This is a genomic window from Pectobacterium nicotianae (assembly GCF_023272715.1).
Taxonomy (GTDB): domain Bacteria; phylum Pseudomonadota; class Gammaproteobacteria; order Enterobacterales; family Enterobacteriaceae; genus Pectobacterium; species Pectobacterium brasiliense.
This window is the reverse complement of sequence record NZ_CP096821.1, coordinates 3,160,060-3,178,778: the sequence shown is the minus strand read 5'-3', so window position 1 is coordinate 3,178,778 and position 18,719 is coordinate 3,160,060. Positions and strand designations below refer to the sequence as shown.

Sequence of the window (18,719 nt, the reverse complement as noted above, 5' to 3'; positions counted from 1 at the left end):
GGAAAACCGTATGCAACAAACCACCCTGTTGATCACTGCCTCGCCGATAACGGCATCTTCCCGCTGGCGCAGGGGGATGAAGGTGTTAAGTGCTGCTTTGCTGATGGGGGCTGCGCTCGTTTCTACCGTTCAGGCAAACGACGCCGCCCCGCAGGATGCACAGAAACCGACGGAGATTCGCATTGGTTTGCCGGATCAGAGTGCAGGCAGCAAGCCTTTTATCCGCGGGCCGCTGGGGCTGGCGCATATTCGCCAGCAGTTGGAGAAAGAATTTGAACCGCAAGGTATCAAGATTCAGTGGTCGTTCTTTAAAGGCGCGGGTCCGGCGGTGAATGAGGCGCTGGCAAACAAGCAGTTGGATGTAGTGTATCTGGGCGATCTGGCGGCTATTATCGGTCGTTCAGGTAGCCTGCCAACGCGGGTGCTGGTCGGATCACGCGGATCTAATTCTTATCTGGCGGCGACACCGGAATCGGGCATTCAGCGCATTGAAGACCTACGCGGCAAGCGGATTGCGGTCTACAAGGGGACGGCCGATCAGCTGTCGTTTGAACGGGCGATTAAAAGTGTCGGGCTGAACGAGCGGGATGTGCGGGTGATCAATCTTGACTGGACGGCGGGCAAAGCGGCGCTGGCGGCCAGACGCGTGGATGCGGTGTGGGGCGGTGTCTCTCTGCTGGCGCTGCGTAAGCAGGGCATCAATATTGTGACCACCAGTCGGGCGCTGGGCTGGCCGAACACCACGCAGGCTGCCGTGCTGGCGACGCAGGACTTTATCGACCGTTATCCGGGCACGGCGCAGCAACTGGTGAATGTGCTGGTGGACAATGCGCAGTGGATCGGCGATGCGCAGCACCTGCCGGAATACACCGCGCTAATGGCCGAACAGAGCCAGATTCCGCAGGCGATATTTCAGGAAGAGCTGAAAGCGGAAGATCTCCCTTTCCAAAGCTCGCCGCGTCTCGACCCGTTCCTGCTCAGCAGCTTGCAGGACAGCATCGAACGCGCAAAAGCAGCCGGGCTGATTCGCAATACGTTCTCGGCCAGCGACTGGTTTGCCGGCCAGTTTGTTGATAGGGCGCTGAAAGCCAAAGGGCTGGAATCAAACTGGGCGGTGTATGACGCCAATGGTAATCTCACGAAATAATCACGAATGCGCTCACAGGGTCGGCAGTGCCGGAGCCGGTGAGCGCAACCTGTCCTGCGCCAGTATGCTTTCGATCATCAACTCAGCCAGCGGCGGCAGCGTTCTTTGCAAACAGGTGACAATACCGAAGCGGGTTTGCATATTTCCCCATTCCGGCGGCGTGCCCGTCAGCGGAATTTCTACCAACTGATGGCTTAATCGCCCCAGCGCAAAGCCATCCTCGCTGGCAAAGCTGATGGCCTGCGTGTGCCGAAGGATGCTGAAGACGGAATAGATATGGTCACACTGAATCTGTGGCCGATAATCGGGCTGACGCGTTAAAGCCGCCAGCACCTTGCGCATGCCAACGGGCATAAAAGGGGAGGCGAGTGGAAAGCGCAGAAGATCGTCCGGCGTCACGTTTGCCTGCTGCGCCAGCGGGTGTGAAGAGTGGCAGATAAAGAAGCAGCGCTGCTGACTTAATGGCTGTACGTGGAGGTTGGTTTCCATTTCGGCCTGCCAGGTATCGGCAACGATAAAAGGCCACTCATCCGCTAACAATCGCTCACGCAGGGACTGCCAGTTATCCACGCTGTAGGTGACTCTGGCGCGTGGACGAAGGGCATGGAAATGCGCGACCGCTTTGGGGATCAGCGTGGTCGACGGTGCGGGGCCGCAGCCAAACGTCAGTTCGCCTTCCTGTGCCTCGCTGATTTGCCGCATGTCGGTCATCAATTCCCAGGACAGCTCCTGCATACGCCGCGCAAACGGCAGCAGCGTATTACCCTGCCAGGTCAGCGCAAAGCGGCGGCTCTGACGGTCGATAAGCGGATGCCCCATCGTTTGTTCCAGCGCCTGAATGCTGCGACTGAATGCCGATTGCGACAGGCAGACGGCCTCTGCGGCTTGTACAAAACTACCATGTTCGGCCAGTGCAAGAAAATTGCGTAATTGCCGTAAATCCAGATGCATGTTGCAGCTACCTAACATATCGATTTTCCCCACTTTTTAGGCGGAGGTCGGCTGGCAACGCAATGAACAAAAAGTCATAAGTTATAACGAACTGATTGCTATACCCGTCATACTTCAAGTTGCATGTGCGTTGGCTGCACTCGGTCACCCGAATCACTTACTTGAGTAAGCTCATTGGGACTCCCTCACTTGCCGCCTTCCTGAAACTTGAATTATTTAGGGTATATTGACCTTCAGGCCGCTGTCTGGCACGGTCAGCGGCTATTTCGCCAGCGCACAGGAAAAATCCTGAATTTCTTCCACGGACCCGAGACTCATATTGAATACGTCAAGGCCGCTGGCGAGCAGTACCTTTTCACCTGCTGGCGTGGAGACCATCGCAAGACCGTATTTGCCGATAGATTCATCCCGCTGCTGGGCGTAGCGATCGAGTGTTTTGAACGGATCGCTTTGCGTCAGTTCGTTCGCCGTGAGCGTTTTTGCCAGATAGGTATGCCCGTTGATTTTGACCGGCAGCGTTTTCCAGTCGGCAGAGAGCGTCGGGAATTGCTGATTCAACGTTTGATAAATTTCCGGGCGCAGGCAGGCAATGTGGATATGCAGCTGGTTTTGCGTGCGTCCATAGCGTGAATTAATCGCTAGTGAGAGGTAGTCATCTTTGATCGGTTTGCCCGCTTCACGTGAAAGATGGCCGCGTCGATCCCACGCCTGCATAAAGAAATTAGGTACGTTTTGCTGCAAGAGTTCAGGGCTCTCGATGCCGCTGATTTTATCCGTTGGGAGCAACAGGTCGTGGTAGGGACCGTTTCTGTCATCGAAGAGCACGTAGCCCTCTGCCAGATTAACTTCCAGACAAGGGGCCGGATTGTCATTGCGTTGCTGATTAGGCACGCATTGTTCGCTGACGATCTCCCACAGTGCATTGCTGTTTCCCCGACTAACCTTCCACCCTATTGCCGTGGCCACCGTGAGCAAAATGATGGCAGAAACAGTGAAGATCAAGATCGTGTTGCGTTTCATGACGGGTCTCCGGCAGGCGCAGAAAGCGCTAAGTAGCGGGGAAAAACAGGGCATGATAAATCAGTGATAAGCCAGTATGGGGCAGCGGCGATGTCATTAATATGACTTTGGTGAAAGGAGAAAGGCTAATCGGTAACGGATTGTAAGAGAGAATGGTGGTGGAATGGCACATGACGCGGCCTTTTAACCTACACAGTAATGTGATTAAAAGACCGCGGTAAAACGACAGGAATCAGAACAAGTCGACCCGCACGTCCACGCCAACGGTTCGGCCTGCATTGACCTGTGCGTAACCAAGTGCATTGCTTATGAAGCCAAAGGTGCGGTAGCGGCGGTCGAAGACGTTATCCACATAGCCGGCGATATTCACTCGGTCGGTAGCCTGCCAACTGAGGCGCAGGTCGGTGGTGGTGTAGGTGCCCTGACGTAGCGCATTGTCGCCGTCGAAGTAGTGCGGCCCTACCACGTTGAAGGCCAGGCGCGGCATTAACGCGCCGAATGACGTATCGATCAGTCCGTTCAGGCTGGTGCCAGCCCCGTAGCGCGGGACGAAGGGCACGCGTTTATCCTGATAGCTCTCGCTGTCGCCAGCAAATTCAGAACGGACATAGGTGCCGTTGATATCCCATGACCAGTTAGGAACGAACTGCCACTTCAACATCATCTCTACGCCGCTGGCATCGGCACTACCTGCGTTGCTGAGCGTTTGCATACCGACCGGGCCGGAATACAGCTGCATATCACGCGTGTGGGTGTGGAACACTGCGCCCTGAAGCTGCACATCGCCGCTCTGATAGCGCGAGCCGATTTCATAGTTAATCGATTTCTCAGCACTATACGGAATGGCCTGCGTGCCAGCGGCAGGTGAATAGTTAAAGCCCGTTGGCTTGTAGCCCTGCGCGACGCGGGTATAGACACGCCAGTCATTATTCAGCAGATAGCTGGCGGAGAGCTGTCCCAGCACCTGATCGTCATCGACGCTATTGCGATCTCCCACGTTCATGCCGGAGAACTGCTGGTGGTAGCGGGTTTCGGCTCTATCGTGTGATACGCGCAGCCCGCCGCCCAGATCGATGCGGTCGGTCAGATGCCAGGTCAGATCGCTGTAGGCGGCTAAGGTCTCCGACGATGTGTTGGCATTGCTTTTCATAAACGGAGAACCAGCCTGGATGTAGGTCAGATCGAGTTTCTGACGCGTGTTCTGCCGGTAAAGGCCGAACACCATATCCACCGTGCGGCCTGCGCCGTGCGTGGCGGCTCGCAGTTCCTGCACGTCCTGATTCCAGCGCTCCGGCATGTCGGCAATCAGCGTACCGTTCGGGAAGGTGCGGTCGTAATTCTGCTGCTGCCATGCGCCGATCAGGCTGAAGATCCAGTTATCAGTGGTGTATTTTCCGCTCAGTGACTGGCTGTGCGTGCAGCGGCGTAATGTCGGGTCGGGGGCGCCCGCGGCGATCTCCAGTGTCCGGTTTTTGGCATCGCCAAACGGCAGATAGGTATCCTGCGTGGCGCGCGTGCAGTCTTCCGTTAGCGCCAGACTGGTTTCCCACGGCTGATCATCGGGGGCCAACCGGAGTCGAAGATTCCCGACGCTGGATTTTGTTCCGCCAAGGTTATCGCTGCCCGTGGCGGGGTTGGTCATCGCGCCTGAATCGACCTGACGCAGCAGCGTGACGCTGCCATACAGCAGGCCATCCTGAATGGGGCCGCTGAGGTTGATTTTACCGTGATAGCCGTCGCGGCTGGCGACGCCGCCTTCGACATAGCCACGCGGCGTGCTGTCCGGCTGCTGAGTCACGATGTTGATAATGCCGCCCTGGGCGCTTTTACCGTACAGCGTTCCCTGCGGACCGCGCAGCATTTCGATGCTCTCCACATCGGAGAGTGCCTGCACGGTATTAGTGGCGAGCTGTGGTACGCCGTCCACGTAGACCGTCACCGCCGGGCTGTAGAAATCCTGGGCGGAAGATACGCCGCGCAGTGAGATGGAAGGGAACAGCAGGCTACCGTTATTCCCGAGGTTCAGGCCGGGCATCACGCGAGTCAGCTTGTCGGTGCTGGTGACGCCAGCGTCTTTCAGCTCCGGTGCCGTCACGACGGTAGAAGAGACGTTATTGGCCGAGGCGGAATAGGGTGACTGTTTGCTGGCGGTGACAACAAGCGTATCGTCCTGAGCGGCAAAAGCGCAGGAAGAGAGAAACACGCCGGTTAAGGCGAGCGGATAAAGACGCATTATTTTCATTATTAAATCCCTGAAAAGACTAAAATCGCTGTCAACGTAATGGCTTTCATCACGACGCGCTTTAGCACAATACGGAAAGCGTGTGAGACAGAGAGTGATGAAAGTTAAATGATAATCGTTTGCGTTTTTTGAGCTACCCGTATCGGGTCTATTTCAACCCGAATACAGCAGACTTCTTGCGCATTTTCCTGCCTTAATCCTGCCCCTGCTGGCTTGCTGTAGCGGGAGTGATTCCCTCTGAAAACGCACGGAAAAGCCGCACAGATAGCCGTTTGGCGGGCCACAGGCTGGCGACGGCGAAGCAGGCCAGCACGCCCAGCGTGGTCTGGTAATTTGTGTGATGCGCTAACTGGAGCGCAGCAATCGACACGATCATGGCGACAGCCGCATCGGTCGATTGGAACAACGCATAGTCGGAAGCGGGCTGATGCGGTCTGACTAAGCCCATCAGGACGTTGTATAGCGTGACAAACCCGACGGCGGCGGCCAGATTGACCACGCCAAAGAGCACGATCCACATGTTCAGTGCAAACAGCGGGTAGCCGACGGCTAGCACAATGGCGAGCAGAGCGTGCACGACCATGACGGGCAGCAGACAGCGCAGCGCGCCCATACGGCGAATCAGGACGTTGGCGAGCACAATCCCTATGCCGCTGACGGCGGTGCTGTATACGGTCATGACGATGCCCAACTGGCTCAGGCTAAGCTGTTGGTCGATCAGCATGACGGTCTGTAGCGCCATCATGCCGCGCATCGCCAGATAGAAAATGGCCGTGAAGGCTAATACCGGCCAGAGCGCCTTAAGCGTCAGACGATTTAGCGTCGGGCGTGCGGCTTGCTGACTCTGACGAGCCGGACTCTGATGATCCGGAGTCTGGCTGTGCTGGATAGGGGACTGCTGGATATAGCGCAGCGGCAGAATGAGCATCAACAGCGACAGCCCCGCCAGCGCGAAGAAGCCACCTCGCCATCCCGCCTGTTCCGCAATACTCAGGAACGCATAAGAGCCGAACAGAATACCCAGATAGCTGCCGCCGACCTGTGCGGTATTCGCCAGCGCGCGACTGGCGGCGCTGGTGGTGCAGATCGTGATGCCGTCCGCATAGATATCGTGGCTGGCGGAGAGCAATGCCAGCAGCATCAGCGCAATGACGATAGTCAGGACAGAGTGCTCGGGGGGGATGACGCCAATGATGACCAGCGTTGTCGCCATCGCGATCTGGAGTAGCACCAGACTGCCTAAATAGGGATTACCGCGCAGAGGAAGCGCGTGACGCTCGCCCCACGGTGCCCACAGGCATTTAGCAATCCACGGTAGAAAGGTCAGCGACAGCCAGCTTAGCTGCGCAAGATCCAACCCCGTGTGGCGAAAATAGCCCGCCACGCCTTGCATAATGAGTGTGGTGATCATGCCCTGATGGAGGTAGAAACACCAATAGGGCAGATAGCGTGTCATCGGGTTGTGCGTCATGGTTTGTCGCGATCCAGCAGCATTATCGCCAGTGCCTGTGCTTCAAGCGAGGTGGCGACAACAAAATAGGCATACGGCGCCTGTCCAGACTGCGCCCAGTTCTCCGCCCATTCCACGTACTTTTGTCTTTTGGCTTCGTCGCTTTCGATGCGAATCGCACCCGCACAGTATTGCTGTTGCAGGCTGACGTTATCGCGCGTCCACTGAAGATAAGCATTCATAAAAACAGGGGAGCGATGGGGCAGGTCGGCCCCCGTCATACAGAGTACAAAGCGTTCTTGCGCGGCATATAGCTGAGCGATCTGCGCCATATAACCCGCAGATTCCTCGTCGGGCACCTGTTCTGGCATGTGTAAGAAGACCACCGGCCAGGCGTCTGTATCAAGGAAAGGATGTGGTGTTGCAATGGAATTGTGCATGGCGGTTTCTCCGGCTTATTATGGAGAAAATGATAATCATTCGCTGTTACGGCGCTACCCGAATCCAGTCTATTTGTACCCGTATCGGGATGAACGGGACGTTGGTTTTCAGCTAAATGTTCAGGCGCTTGAAAGCAGAAGGCGTGACGCCGAACTGCTTTTGGAAGGCGGCACTAAAGTGGCTGGCGTTGGCATAGCCCAGATCGGTGGCGACCACCATGACGGGCGCGCCCGTGACAAACAGCCGACGCCGCGCTTCGTGCATACGTTCGGCCTGAAATAACCCATAGATGCTGTTATTGAAGAGTTGGCGAAATCCGCGTTTCAGCTTGAGTACGCTTAATCCGGTTTCTCTGGAGAGCATGGCGATAGTAGGAGCCTGTGACAGATCCGCCAGTAGCAGATCTTTGGCCCGCAGCAGCTTTTGGCGATCGGCCAGGCTGAGCGTGTCCTGCTGGGGAACCGCGTCGGCATGTCCGGCGACGGCGAGGCTAACCAGAATCATGCTTTGCCCCAGTAGCCACAACGGCGCATGACGGTTTTCACCAGTCTGCTGCGGGTGAGTCAGGCTGGACAGCGCGTGGCTCAATACCTGCGCGGTCGCCCGCATTTCGGCATTGCAGTCGCAGTGGGTGCAGAGCCGACCAGAGTCCAACTGCTGTTGCAGGTTACCGGTGAGATTCGGCACCCAGTTAGCCAGTAACTCAGGGCTTAGCGACACCGTGACGCTTTCAAACTGTCCGGCGTAGGATGACGTGCCCTGACAGTCTGGGGTGTAGCTAATGCAGCCCGACCCTTGCTTCAGTACGTGTTCCCGTCCCCGATCGCCTTTCAGTGCAAATTGCGAATCTCCCTGCAACGAACAGGAAAAATTGATGCGTCCCCAGTCGTCATGCAAATGCATGGTGGTGGGCTGCCGGAACTGTCCGCGCCACACCAGAATATCCAACCCTTCCTGAAGCGTAGCGCGCAGCAGGCTACAGTCCGCACCGGTATCCGGCCGCATGACGTGCAGTTCAGCGATCAAATTCGAAATGGTGACTTCAGGCTCGCTGGTGGCTTTCAGTGGGGAGGCATTCAATGGACAGACTCCTGAAGAGACGGCTTGCGGTCATCGGACGATCATCGCACCGCAGTTGATGACGGTAACCCGTACCGATTCGGGTAGAAATCGGCTCGAATCGGGTAGATACGCAATTGAGAATAGTTATTATTCCTGACTTTATTGCCGCCGTCGAGTTGATTTGCTTGCGTTACGGGTAAGCGACTGTGCGGGAAGGAGAAAAGAGAACAACTATGCCACATTCCGCTGTTGAGGGCGGTTCATCCGCTGCCACGCCGCCTTCTACGCCACAGAAACGAGCCTGGCACATTATGCACCCCGTAAGAGGGCAAATTCGTCTGGCGATGTGTCTGTCGGGGCTGTCGGTTCTGGCTGGCATCGCATTTCTGCTTTTTCTGGCGTGGAGTATCCAACTGCTGATCGTGCAACCCGCGTCATGGCCGCTGTTGACGATGGTCGGGGCTGTATTGTGCCTGTGCGCCAGCTATCTGCTGCGTCTGCTGGCTTTTAATCAGTCTCACTACGCCGCGTTTCGGCTGGAAAATCAGATTCGCAGCGCGCTGGCGGAACAGCTGGCACGGATCCCGCTGGGCGAGGTGCAGCGTCTGGGCACCGGTTCGCTGGCGAAGATCGTGCAGGATGATGTCAAAGCGCTTCACTTGTTTGTAGCGGACAGCACACCGCTCTATGCCCGCGCCTTTGTGGCACCGCTGTGCACGGGGACCTTACTGTTCTGGCTGGACTGGCGTTTGGCACTGGCCGCCTTGCTAGTGCTGGTCATCGGTGCCGGGGTGCTGATGCTGGCGATGCGCAATGCCGGCGAGATGAACCAGCGCTATAACCACGCGCGGGAAGAAGTCAGTACCGCCGTGATCGAATTTGTGCAGGCAATGCCAGTGGTGTGCACCTTCGATACCGGCGCGTCAACGTTTGGGCGCTATCAGCAGGCGCTGGAAAATTATCTGGACGTGCTTACGCGCTGGTATCAGCAGGCGGGGTTCTCGGCGCGTTTCTCCTTCGCGGTGCTTAACCCGCTTCCAACGCTGCTGGTGCTGTGCTGGGTGGCGTACGGTTTCTATCACGCCGGCGAGCTGGACTTCAGCCTGTGGGTCGCGGTGCTGCTGCTCGGTAATGGCATGGCAGAGGCTGTTATGCCGATGATGGCGCTGAACCATATGGTAGCGAAAACCCGATTGAGTATCAGCCGGATTCAGGACGTGCTGGCGCTATCGCCGCTGCCGGAAACGGAAAGCGATGCCTTGCCTGCCGATGCCAGCGTGAGCTTTGAACAGGTGAGTTTCCGCTACGACCAGCACGCGAGCGACTGGGTACTGGAGGACGTTAGTTTTCAGGTGCCAGTCGGATCGGTTACGGCGCTGGTAGGGGCATCTGGCGCAGGGAAAACCACCGTGGCGCGGCTCATTCCCCGCTTTTGGGATGTGACGGCTGGGCGCATTTTGATTGGCGGCGTTGATATCCGGCAGATGAAAACCGCCACGCTTATGCAGCAGGTGTCGTTTGTTTTTCAGGAATCCTTCCTGTTTGCAGACAGCATCGCTAATAACATCCGGCTCGGCTTGCCGGAAAAAAGCATGGAAGAGGTGATTGCCGCCGCGACGGCGGCACAGGCGCACGATTTTATCATGGCGTTGCCGCAGGGTTACGACACGCTGGCGGGTGAGCGCGGCCAGTTCCTGTCCGGCGGACAGCGCCAGCGTATCGCCATCGCGCGGGCGCTGTTGCACAACCGGCCGATTCTGGTGCTGGACGAACCGACGGCGTTTGCCGACCCGGAAAACGAGGCGGCGCTGCTGGCGGCGCTTGGCGTCTTGATGCAGGGTAAAACGGTCATCATGGTGGCGCACCGCCTGTCGACGATCCGCGATGCTGACCAGATCGTGGTTTTCGACCGTGGACGGTTGAGCGAGTCTGGTCGTCATGACGTGCTGCTGGTGGCACAAGGTCGCTATAGCGAACTGTGGCGACACTATGAGCAGGCGCAGAACTGGGCGCTAGGTAACGCACCGAGCAACGGACAGTCAGGAGAGCGCGCGTGATGAACAAAAACCATACCGTCATAACGACGCAGTTATCCGCGTGGTGGCACACGTATCGTCAGTTGGAACGGGTGACGGGTTCACAATCTCGGCTGTTCCGTCGGTGTTGCGTAAGCCTGCTGGCGGCGGCGATGACGCAGGGACTGGCGCTGGCGTGCCTGTTTCCGCTGCTGTCGGCGTTCACCCACGTGGAGGCGTCCCGCGAGATAGCGATCTGGCTGGTACTCATGACATTTCTTAGCCTGTTGACGCTGGCGCTGCGTTGGTATGGCCAAGGGTTTGAATATCGCGGGCAGCTTGCGGCGGCGACTCATGAGCTGCGTATGCGTCTGGGAGAACAGCTGCGCAGTATGCCGCTAACCACGCTCCAGTCCGCGCGGGCGGGGGATATCAACGCGCTGCTGCTGGGCAGCGTGGATGAGAACCTGAACTATATGCTGGCGATAGTAAACCAACTGCTGTTGGCTATCGTGGCGCCCGTCGTGATAGCGCTCGTCATGCTGATGGTGGAGTGGCGACTGGGCGTGAGTTTATTGCTGATCTTTCCCGCCATCGCGCTGCTTTATCGCTGGCGTCGACCAGCATTTGCGCACACGATGCAGGCGCTGGCGGAAGCGAATCAGCAAACCAGTGCCGATATTGTGGAATATGTGCAGGGGCTCGCCGTCCTGAGAACCAGCTGTCAGCAGGCTGAACGTACATCGGCGCTGCGTCAGCGTTTTCAGCATCTACAGCAGATACAAACGTCGGCTCACCGCAGCGGTGCCAAACCCGGTGCGGTGGTTGCCAGCGTCGTGGAGTTAGGTCTTCAGGGCGTACTGATTCTGGGTATCAGCGGCGTTGTGGTGGGCGCGTGGGATATAGCCATCGTCGCCGCGATGATGGTGATTGTAGTGCGCTTCTCTGAACCGCTGGCGACGTTTGTCAGCTATACGGCCGTGCTGGAATTGATTAATACGGCGCTGCGCCGCATTGACGATCTGCTGGCGATTGAACCACTTCCTGTACATCGACCTGTCGACGTGCCGCTGACGTATGCGGTTACGTTCGAGCAGGTGAGTTTTCGCTATGCCAATGAGGCTGAGGCGGTGCTCGATAGCGTGGACATCGCGCTGCCGGAGAAGGGGATGACGGCGTTGGTCGGGCCGTCGGGCTCGGGGAAAACGACGATAACGCGATTGCTCATGCGCCATGCGGATCCGCAACGCGGACGCGTGTGCATTGGCGGTGTGGATATTCGGCACATTCCAACGCGTGAAGTAAATCGGCTGATTTCCGTGGTGTTTCAGGATGTCTACCTGTTTGATGATTCAGTGCTGGCAAACATTCGGATGGCACGTCCGGATGCCAGCGACGCAGAGGTCGAGCGGGCTGCTGCCGACGCCCAGTGCCTGGACTTTATTCAGCGGCTGCCGCAGGGATGGCAAACACGGCTGGGCGATATTGGCGGCAGATTATCCGGCGGCGAACGGCAGCGTATTTCGATTGCGCGAGCCTTATTGAAGGACGCGCCGATTGTGATTCTGGACGAACCGACGGCGGCGTTGGATACCGAAAGCGAGCTCGCCGTACAGCGCGCGATTGACCGGCTGGTTCAGGACAAGACGGTTATTGTCATCGCACATCGGCTATCGACAATTGTGGGCGCACATCGAATTCTGGTGGTGGAGAATGGGGGGATTTCCCAGCAGGGAACACATAATGAATTACTGCATGCTGAAGGCCGTTATCGCGCATTGTGGAACGCGCAGCAGTCTATCTCACTAAGGTGAAATAGACTGGAGGATTATAAAGGTTCAGGTTTGATGAGCTGTAATTCTACGCCCAGTCTGATGGCGTGTTTGGCATTCAGCACGCCCAGTTTTTTTACCACATTACCAATATGGAATTTCACGGTGCTGATTTTGATATCCAGAATCAGCGCAATTTCTGGGTAAGTTTTTCCCATGCTGGCCCAGTATAGAATTTCGTTTTCGCGCTGGGAGAAAATCTCTTTGTCACCTTGCTTTTTGCTTTGAGGGCTTTGCGTCATCTCTTTGTAAAGCGTAGTGATTTTCTCATGAACGGCAATCAGCAGCATTTGCAGTTTGTCTTTGTTTTCCTCAACAATATTTTCCATATCCGTTGGCGCGTGCTCTTCAAACATAATCGATAACGCTGCCAGATTATTATTGTTGTCATGCAAGACAAAGGTGTAGCCATTAACAATATCGTACTCTTTTGACAGATTAAAAATCTTGGAGAACTTCAGCTTAGAGTTAATAACGATGTTGTCTTCCCAGGAGAACGGCGAGACTTTATTTATCGCCGTCAAAATAACCGGATCAATATGCTGATAGTTATTCTCTTTATAGGTATTAACCCATTCCTGCGGGTAATTTGAGATGATCACAACCTGAGAGGGGTTCTTCTTGTTCATGATCATGTAGGCGTATTTCAGGTCGCCATACTGCTTTAATTTTCGGCCGAGATAGCTTTTTATCGTGTTATTGATAATTTCATTGTCAGAGCAAAATACAGACATGTAACGGCCTCAATAAAAGCAAGAAAGTACCCATGATATAGATGGCATCCTAAAAGTATAGTGCTGACCTATACCTAAGTCTAACTACTGTTACCCCATGATATCACTTATAATTTTTTCATGAACAGGACAATTTATAAAAAATTTAAGAAAGTAAATTTTAAAAAAATTGTTACAAATTGATTTGCCAACCCAGGGAATTACCCATAATTTTGTTCCTGTTCTGTCTACTGAATTTAGGGTGTGTGGTATCAAGCCACACGCCCTAAAGACAGGGATCCCGTCATTCGGAGCTGGATAGTAAATAATCCGTTTTCGCTTATCAACCCCCGTCGTCCTTTGCTGTTCATCGTCATGCCTTTCTTGTTCTTCTCCCGCTGTTACATGCTGCAATGCGGCGTTGTGTAAAGAGGCGGCGGCGAGGCTAATGTTTTGATAATATTGCTATATCGAATCCTATTTTGCTCGTCAGCATCGGCTGGCAGGAGTGGTGATGAAAGTCCGCACTAAGGCTCGCCGTGAGGCCATCGTTAAAACGGCGGCGCAGCTTTTTCAGGAAATGGGCTATGAACGCGCCACCATGAATGAGCTGGCGAAGCGGGTCGGCGGTTCCAAGGCGACGCTGTATGGCTATTTTTCAACCAAAGAAGAGCTGTTTACGGCTGTCGTTCGTGAACATGCGACCATGCATCTGTCCGAAGCCACGGCGGAGCTGATGACGGACACGCTGGCAGCCGAAACGCTGGACGTGCAGTTGACGCGCTTCGGCGAACGCATTCTCTACGTGTTGACCAACGATAGTAGTGCGATGGCGATTTATCGGATGGTGGTAGCAGAGGCCGGGCATTCCGATATTGGTTCGCTGTTTTATGATTCTGGTCCGAAAGAGAACGTCGATAAACTTTCTGAACTGATGGCGGCGGCGATAGCACGGCAGGAACTGAAGCCGGGAAATCCACGCTTGCGGGCGTTACAGTTTTTGGCGCTGCTGACGGCAGAAATCGATGATCGTATATTCCACCGTCATTTACAGCCAATAAGCCTCGACCGCATCCGCGAGATCGTCGGGGATGCGGTCAGTATGTTTATGGCCGGCGCGGCGGCGTAAGGCAGGTGCCTTGGCGATCCGGCATCCAGCGGGTCGCCGTTGCGGCGATCTGCTCCGCTAGCCGAGCGATGATCTGCTGCTGAGCGTGCAGCATGGCGGTATCACTGCCCGCTGCCTGCTCGGTAAACTGGCTGCGACAGATCAATCGTGCGCGCCCATCTTCTTCTCCAACGGCGCTTAGGCTCCAGTCGGCGTCGAACGCCACCGATTGACCGGGCCAGCTATCAAATCGCCGAACCTGAAGGTGAATTCTGACCACCGGTGTGTCTGCCGAACGCACCAAGCCTGAAACATCCTGCGTGTTGAGACGCTGCGTCAGATCGGCGGAAAGCGAAGTACGGATTTCCTCACCCAGCGGGCTGAGCCAACGCTCGTTATCCAGCACGACAGCACCGCTATCCCCCTGTCGAATAACGAGCTGCGACGTATCAAGCTGTGCCGGGACACCAACGGGCAGCACATCGATGAAAAAGGGTGCCGCGTGCGTTGTGTTTGCCATAAAGGATAAGGTCGCAACGGGCGAGGCGGGCGTCAGCAGCGTGTGGTAACGCACCGGAGGCGACGAGCAGGCGCTCAGCAACGCAAGAACGGTAAGCGATAAGAGTGGTGCCACTCGTTTCATCTTGAAGATCCTTCTCGGGAAAGGGGAGCGTGGTTCAATGCCGCCGACGATGAATCACTTGGTCGCCCTTGCAGCAGCGACTCCGGATGACGGTCAATCTGCTCGGCCAGACTGCGCAGGGCGCGTAAGGTGCGCTGAATTTCCTGTAGTGACTGCGTGATGCCCAGTTGCAGCGGCGAATCCTCTTCCAGAACATCCTGTGCGCGGCGTGTGGCCTGCTGCATGTTTTGCATCAACCGATTGGCCTCCGGCAATGTCTGTCCGTTAACCTGTCGCAGCGCTTTATTGGCCTCTACCAGCGTAGTGTTCATGTTGCGGCCGATCGCATCCAGCGGCAGGTTATCGATCTTGCCGATGATACTCGCCATCTGCGTTTGTAATCGGTCAAATCCCCCATCGACGGTCGGTAGCACTAACGGGCGAGTGTTGAGATCAAACGTCGTCTTCGCCGCATCGGGCACAAAATCAAGTGAGATATAGAGCTGTCCGGTCAGCAAATTGCTCGGTGCCACCTGTGCACGCAGGCCGTGTTCAACCAGATCGCGCGTAAACTCAGCCGTTTGCTGTTCGAGCGACATCGCCTGTTTAGGTAACTTATCCAGCACGTTGCCGAGACGGTTAGGAAACACGTCAATGCTGACGACGGTTGGAAAGCGGTAGCCCGTTTTGCTGTAATCCAGCTCAATGGCGGTCACGTAGCCGATTTTGACGCTGGAAAATTCAACGGGTGCGCCGATCTCCAGGCCGTGCAGCGAACGGTCAAAGCGGAGTTTGAAGCGGGTAGGCGGACCATCCGGCGGTGACAGGGCTGATTCCCGATCGCTCGCCAGCTTGTAGGTGGTCAGCGGTTCCGGTCGGGCAATGGCGTTGTCCAGATCGGGCGTGGAAAATGCGATGCCGCCGGCCATGATGGCCGCGAGGGTTTGTGTTCTGAGACGAAAACCGTTGGCGTCTACCGAGAGATCGACTCCGCTGGCATTCCAGAAGCGGGTATTTGGCGTAACAAAGCGGTCGTAGGGCGCATCAATGAAAACCTGAAGCTGGACGCTGCGGCCATCGCGATTCAACTGGTAAGACGCGACGCGGCCGACGGGGATGCGGCGGTAGTAAACTGGCGAACCGCTATCCAGCGATCCGAGATCGTCCGCCTGAATGATAAAACGGCTGCCCGGCATGCCGTTAATCACCGCGGGTGGCGACTCTAAACCGATAAAGCGAGTTTTTTCCTGAGTCGATTCGCCTTTATCGGCCCCGATATAAGCGCCGGAAAGCAGGGTATCAATCCCCGTCACGCCGTTGATGGCGACGCGTGGACGAACCACCCAGAAACGGCTATCGGCATGCGCCAGATTTTCCGCATTTTTATTGAGCTGTACCGTGACGAGAACCTGCTGACTGTCCTGACTTAGCGAGATGTCTCTTACACTGCCTACCACGACGTCTTTATATTTGACGACGGTACGGCCCGCCTCAAGACCGCTTGCGCTCTGAAAGGAAATCACGATTTCCGGCCCGGTGTCCGACCAGGTGTGAATCAGCATGGCGAGCCCTGTTAGCATGGCGAGCGCCGGTACCAGCCAGATTAATGCGATTCGCCAGCGTTGGCGGATAATCACCGGCTCGCCGGGTTGTTCGTGGATCATTTCTTGTCACCTTTCCAGATAAGACGCGGGTCATAGCTCATGGCAGATAACATGGTCAGTATCACCACCAGCCCAAAAAAAAGAATGCCGCTGCGAGGTTCCGCTTCACTCAGCGGCGGAAATCTGACGAGCGCAGAGACGGCAGCAATAACGACGACATCCAGCATGGACCAGTAACCCACCCATTCCGTTAGCCGATACAGCGCCGCACGCTCGGCCATCGCTTTACTACTTTTTTGGCGAGACATGACGAGCAGCAGGCCGAGAATCAGAAATTTCATGCAGGGGATGACAATGCTGGCGGTAAAGATCAGCAGGGCGATGCCGTAATCGCCGCTGTGCCAGAAATCCATCACGCCGCTTAGGATGGTGCTTTCGCTCCCCAGTCCGAACAGGCGGGTATACATCACGGGCAACACGTTAGCGGGAATATAAAAAATCAGGGCGGCGACCAGTAACGCGCAAGAGAACGTGGTGCTGTCTTTGTGGGAAGACGTCAGCCGCGACCGGCAGCGTGGGCAGCGCGCCGCGTCGTGCGTGTCGGTATCATGCTGGCAGACGAGCCCGCATACCGGACAGGCAACCAACGGCTGGGCGGACGGATTACTTTCCATGGTTGACCGCGCTGCGGTTGCTGTCTGTGGGCATCAGTGACCACAGCGGGCGCAGATCCAGACTGTTGACGACGACGAGCAGCAGCATCAGCGCCGCCAGCGCCCAGCAGCCCGCTCCCGGCATGACCTGCATAAAGCCGGAGAGCTTGATGGCGGCGATCAGAAAGCCCAGCGTCGCAATCTCCAGCATGCTCCAGGGACGAAGCCACAGCAGTATCTTCATCACGGGAACAAAACCGGGCGCACAGCGGCCTTGGTTGGCGAACATCAGTACCCAACCGGTCAGCATGATTTGCAGAAACGGGGCAATAATCAGGAGAAAAAAACAGCCTATCGCCAGCGGCAAGGTCGCCCCGTTAGCCAATGCGAGCGCCGCTTGCCACAGCGTGGCCGTATTCTGTAGCGCGTGGAAACTAACGTTCAGTACCGGATAGCTATTGGCGATAAAAAACAGGATGGCAGCCGTTTGTATCAGCGCCAGCCGATGCCCGATATTCATCCAGCCTGAACGATAAAGTGTGGCCTGACAGCGTGTGCAGCGTGCCGCCTCACCGGGGTTTAACGCCCGGTAATGATGCACGCTGTCGCAGTGCGGACAGATAATTAAGTGAGGATAGATTGTCATCATGCTGTTCCGCACCGTTATAGTCGCTTTTCGCTTACTTCAGCATGTCCGCCAGTTCTTCAGCGGCTTTATCGATACCGACTTCCGCAGCACTCAGTGCGCCCACGCTGGCGCTGACATTCATGGCGTTCGGATACTGCTTCGCGACATAGGCATTGAGCAGTTTGTTGGTCGTCGCATCATAAATTTCAACGGCATAGTTCACGGATCCGTTGAGCAGACCCTCTTTGCCACGGATGGACTGCACGATGTTGTAGGGCCCGCCAGCCAGGTCGAATTTGGTAAACGTACCGGCAACCGGCGTCGTGGTATCGGCACCTGTCAGCGTCAGTTTCAGCCGCAATGTGCCGGGGGCAGGTGAGGTCACTTCGTTGAAACGAGAACGCAAGGTTTTACTAAACGTATCCTGCATATAGGCGGCCAGCGACTGCTTGTCCTGCTGTGACATGTCCTTGAATTGGTTATCGCTGCCCTGATAAATGCTGACCGGGTCGATGATGATGTGAGTGTATTGCGTCCAGTCGACGGGCGTGGTGTAGCGGTAAGGAATGCGATCCGCGTGCTCACCTGAGTTTTGCGCCAATTGCGAAGACGAGGCGATGCCGCTGTAGCGCACGGGGGGATTGCTCGCGCAGCCCGCGAGTACGACAGCCAGAGCCAATACGGTAGGACGTGCAACCCGGGATAATGTGAACATATGAGAATCCTGTAAAGAGAACCGCGAAATAGCGTGATAACACGCAGCCTTAGCCACACGACGCCAGTTACGCCAGCCGCTTAGGTGCCAGAACACCTTCACTGTTGCTATGCGTAAATGTCGGCATGCGTACTTTTTATAAAACTGAACCGTACGGTATGTTTTTAGTTTTTTCTGACTGCGGTGTCAAGAGAGGTGAGAGGTTTTCTTCTCAGGCAACATTTCTGTCACGATTTGGGATAAGGTGTTGGCAAATTCTGCCGATATTAATGATTCAGGGAATGCTATCTGCACCTTAAGGATGCTAGCCGACTGTTATACTGAAGAGGGCTGATATCCCGTCTACTGGTCCGATGATTTGCATCGTTGGATGATAAGGTTGACACACTTAACAAATATTTACGTTTGACGCTGGATAAGATTGAAGAACACGACTATCACGTACAGTGGAGCGGTCGGATGTTGGTTCCTGTTTGCTCACATCTCGAATGTTGCCTTGTTACGGTATACCTATAA

Annotated in this window: 16 protein-coding genes; 4 read left to right on the top strand and 12 right to left on the bottom strand. The window is 55.9% G+C overall.

From position 1 onward, the window contains the following. The first annotated feature begins 10 nt into the window (after positions 1-10). Positions 11-1,147, top strand: a complete 1,137-nt coding sequence (locus MYB54_RS14285; protein WP_248720946.1) for an ABC transporter substrate-binding protein — start codon at positions 11-13, stop codon at positions 1,145-1,147. A gap of 12 nt (positions 1,148-1,159) precedes the next feature. Here the strand turns inward: MYB54_RS14285 and MYB54_RS14280 are convergent, their stop codons facing one another. From MYB54_RS14280 to MYB54_RS14255, 6 genes are all read right to left on the bottom strand, one after another. Then, on the bottom strand, positions 1,160-2,098 hold the full coding sequence (locus MYB54_RS14280; RefSeq protein WP_039320420.1) for a LysR family transcriptional regulator: 939 nt from the start codon (positions 2,096-2,098) through the stop codon (positions 1,160-1,162). A 261-nt stretch (positions 2,099-2,359) separates the two neighbouring features. After that, entirely contained in the window at positions 2,360-3,118 is a 759-nt protein-coding gene (locus tag MYB54_RS14275; RefSeq protein WP_248720945.1) for a CDP-diacylglycerol diphosphatase, read from the bottom strand. Positions 3,119-3,350: 232 nt separating this feature from the next. Then, positions 3,351-5,360 carry a TonB-dependent siderophore receptor gene (locus tag MYB54_RS14270; RefSeq protein WP_248720944.1) on the bottom strand — a complete coding sequence of 670 codons (2,010 nt, stop codon included), beginning with the start codon at positions 5,358-5,360 and terminating at the stop codon, positions 3,351-3,353. A 193-nt stretch (positions 5,361-5,553) separates the two neighbouring features. Next, entirely contained in the window at positions 5,554-6,831 is a 1,278-nt protein-coding gene (locus MYB54_RS14265; protein ID WP_248720943.1) for an MFS transporter, read from the bottom strand. After that, a complete protein-coding gene (locus MYB54_RS14260; RefSeq protein ID WP_248720942.1) occupies positions 6,828-7,250 on the bottom strand; it encodes a hypothetical protein in 423 nt (140 codons plus the stop codon). Before MYB54_RS14260 ends, MYB54_RS14265 begins: the two co-directional genes overlap by 4 nt. Before the next feature lie 112 nt (positions 7,251-7,362). Beyond that, on the bottom strand, positions 7,363-8,331 hold the full coding sequence (locus tag MYB54_RS14255) for a helix-turn-helix transcriptional regulator (RefSeq protein ID WP_014914837.1): 969 nt from the start codon (positions 8,329-8,331) through the stop codon (positions 7,363-7,365). Positions 8,332-8,546: 215 nt separating this feature from the next. Here MYB54_RS14255 and MYB54_RS14250 point away from each other — a divergent pair, with 215 nt between their 5' ends. Continuing rightward, complete coding sequence (locus MYB54_RS14250) at positions 8,547-10,370, top strand: ABC transporter ATP-binding protein (protein ID WP_305883894.1); 1,824 nt, start codon at positions 8,547-8,549, stop codon at positions 10,368-10,370. After that, the gene (locus MYB54_RS14245) at positions 10,370-12,142 is read left to right on the top strand and encodes an ABC transporter ATP-binding protein (RefSeq protein WP_248720941.1); all 1,773 of its coding nucleotides are present in this window, start codon (positions 10,370-10,372) and stop codon (positions 12,140-12,142) included. The genes MYB54_RS14250 and MYB54_RS14245 overlap by 1 nt, the downstream gene beginning before the upstream one ends. A gap of 14 nt (positions 12,143-12,156) precedes the next feature. On the opposite strand, the gene MYB54_RS14240 is transcribed toward MYB54_RS14245, so the two are convergent. Then, positions 12,157-12,894, bottom strand: a complete 738-nt coding sequence (locus MYB54_RS14240) for a LuxR family transcriptional regulator (RefSeq protein WP_014914840.1) — start codon at positions 12,892-12,894, stop codon at positions 12,157-12,159. 493 nt (positions 12,895-13,387) lie between these two features. Between MYB54_RS14240 and MYB54_RS14235 the strand changes: the two genes are divergently transcribed. Further along, the gene (locus MYB54_RS14235) at positions 13,388-14,002 is read left to right on the top strand and encodes a TetR/AcrR family transcriptional regulator (RefSeq protein ID WP_039500382.1); all 615 of its coding nucleotides are present in this window, start codon (positions 13,388-13,390) and stop codon (positions 14,000-14,002) included. On the opposite strand, the gene MYB54_RS14230 is transcribed toward MYB54_RS14235, so the two are convergent. From MYB54_RS14230 to MYB54_RS14210, 5 genes are read right to left on the bottom strand one after another with little or no spacing between them, the layout of a single operon-like run. After that, positions 13,980-14,624: a PqiC family protein gene (locus MYB54_RS14230; protein ID WP_248720940.1), complete on the bottom strand. Its 645-nt coding sequence runs from the start codon at positions 14,622-14,624 to the stop codon at positions 13,980-13,982. The two genes, MYB54_RS14235 and MYB54_RS14230, sit on opposite strands and share 23 nt — an antisense overlap. Further along, positions 14,621-16,267: a PqiB family protein gene (locus MYB54_RS14225; RefSeq protein ID WP_248720939.1), complete on the bottom strand. Its 1,647-nt coding sequence runs from the start codon at positions 16,265-16,267 to the stop codon at positions 14,621-14,623. The genes MYB54_RS14230 and MYB54_RS14225 overlap by 4 nt, the downstream gene beginning before the upstream one ends. Continuing rightward, on the bottom strand, positions 16,264-16,881 hold the full coding sequence (locus MYB54_RS14220; RefSeq protein WP_248720938.1) for a paraquat-inducible protein A: 618 nt from the start codon (positions 16,879-16,881) through the stop codon (positions 16,264-16,266). The genes MYB54_RS14225 and MYB54_RS14220 overlap by 4 nt, the downstream gene beginning before the upstream one ends. Beyond that, on the bottom strand, positions 16,871-17,506 hold the full coding sequence (locus MYB54_RS14215) for a paraquat-inducible protein A (RefSeq protein WP_226293441.1): 636 nt from the start codon (positions 17,504-17,506) through the stop codon (positions 16,871-16,873). The genes MYB54_RS14220 and MYB54_RS14215 overlap by 11 nt, the downstream gene beginning before the upstream one ends. Before the next feature lie 34 nt (positions 17,507-17,540). After that, complete coding sequence (locus tag MYB54_RS14210; RefSeq protein WP_080163777.1) at positions 17,541-18,203, bottom strand: DUF3313 domain-containing protein; 663 nt, start codon at positions 18,201-18,203, stop codon at positions 17,541-17,543. Between the last annotated feature and the right edge of the window lie 516 nt (positions 18,204-18,719).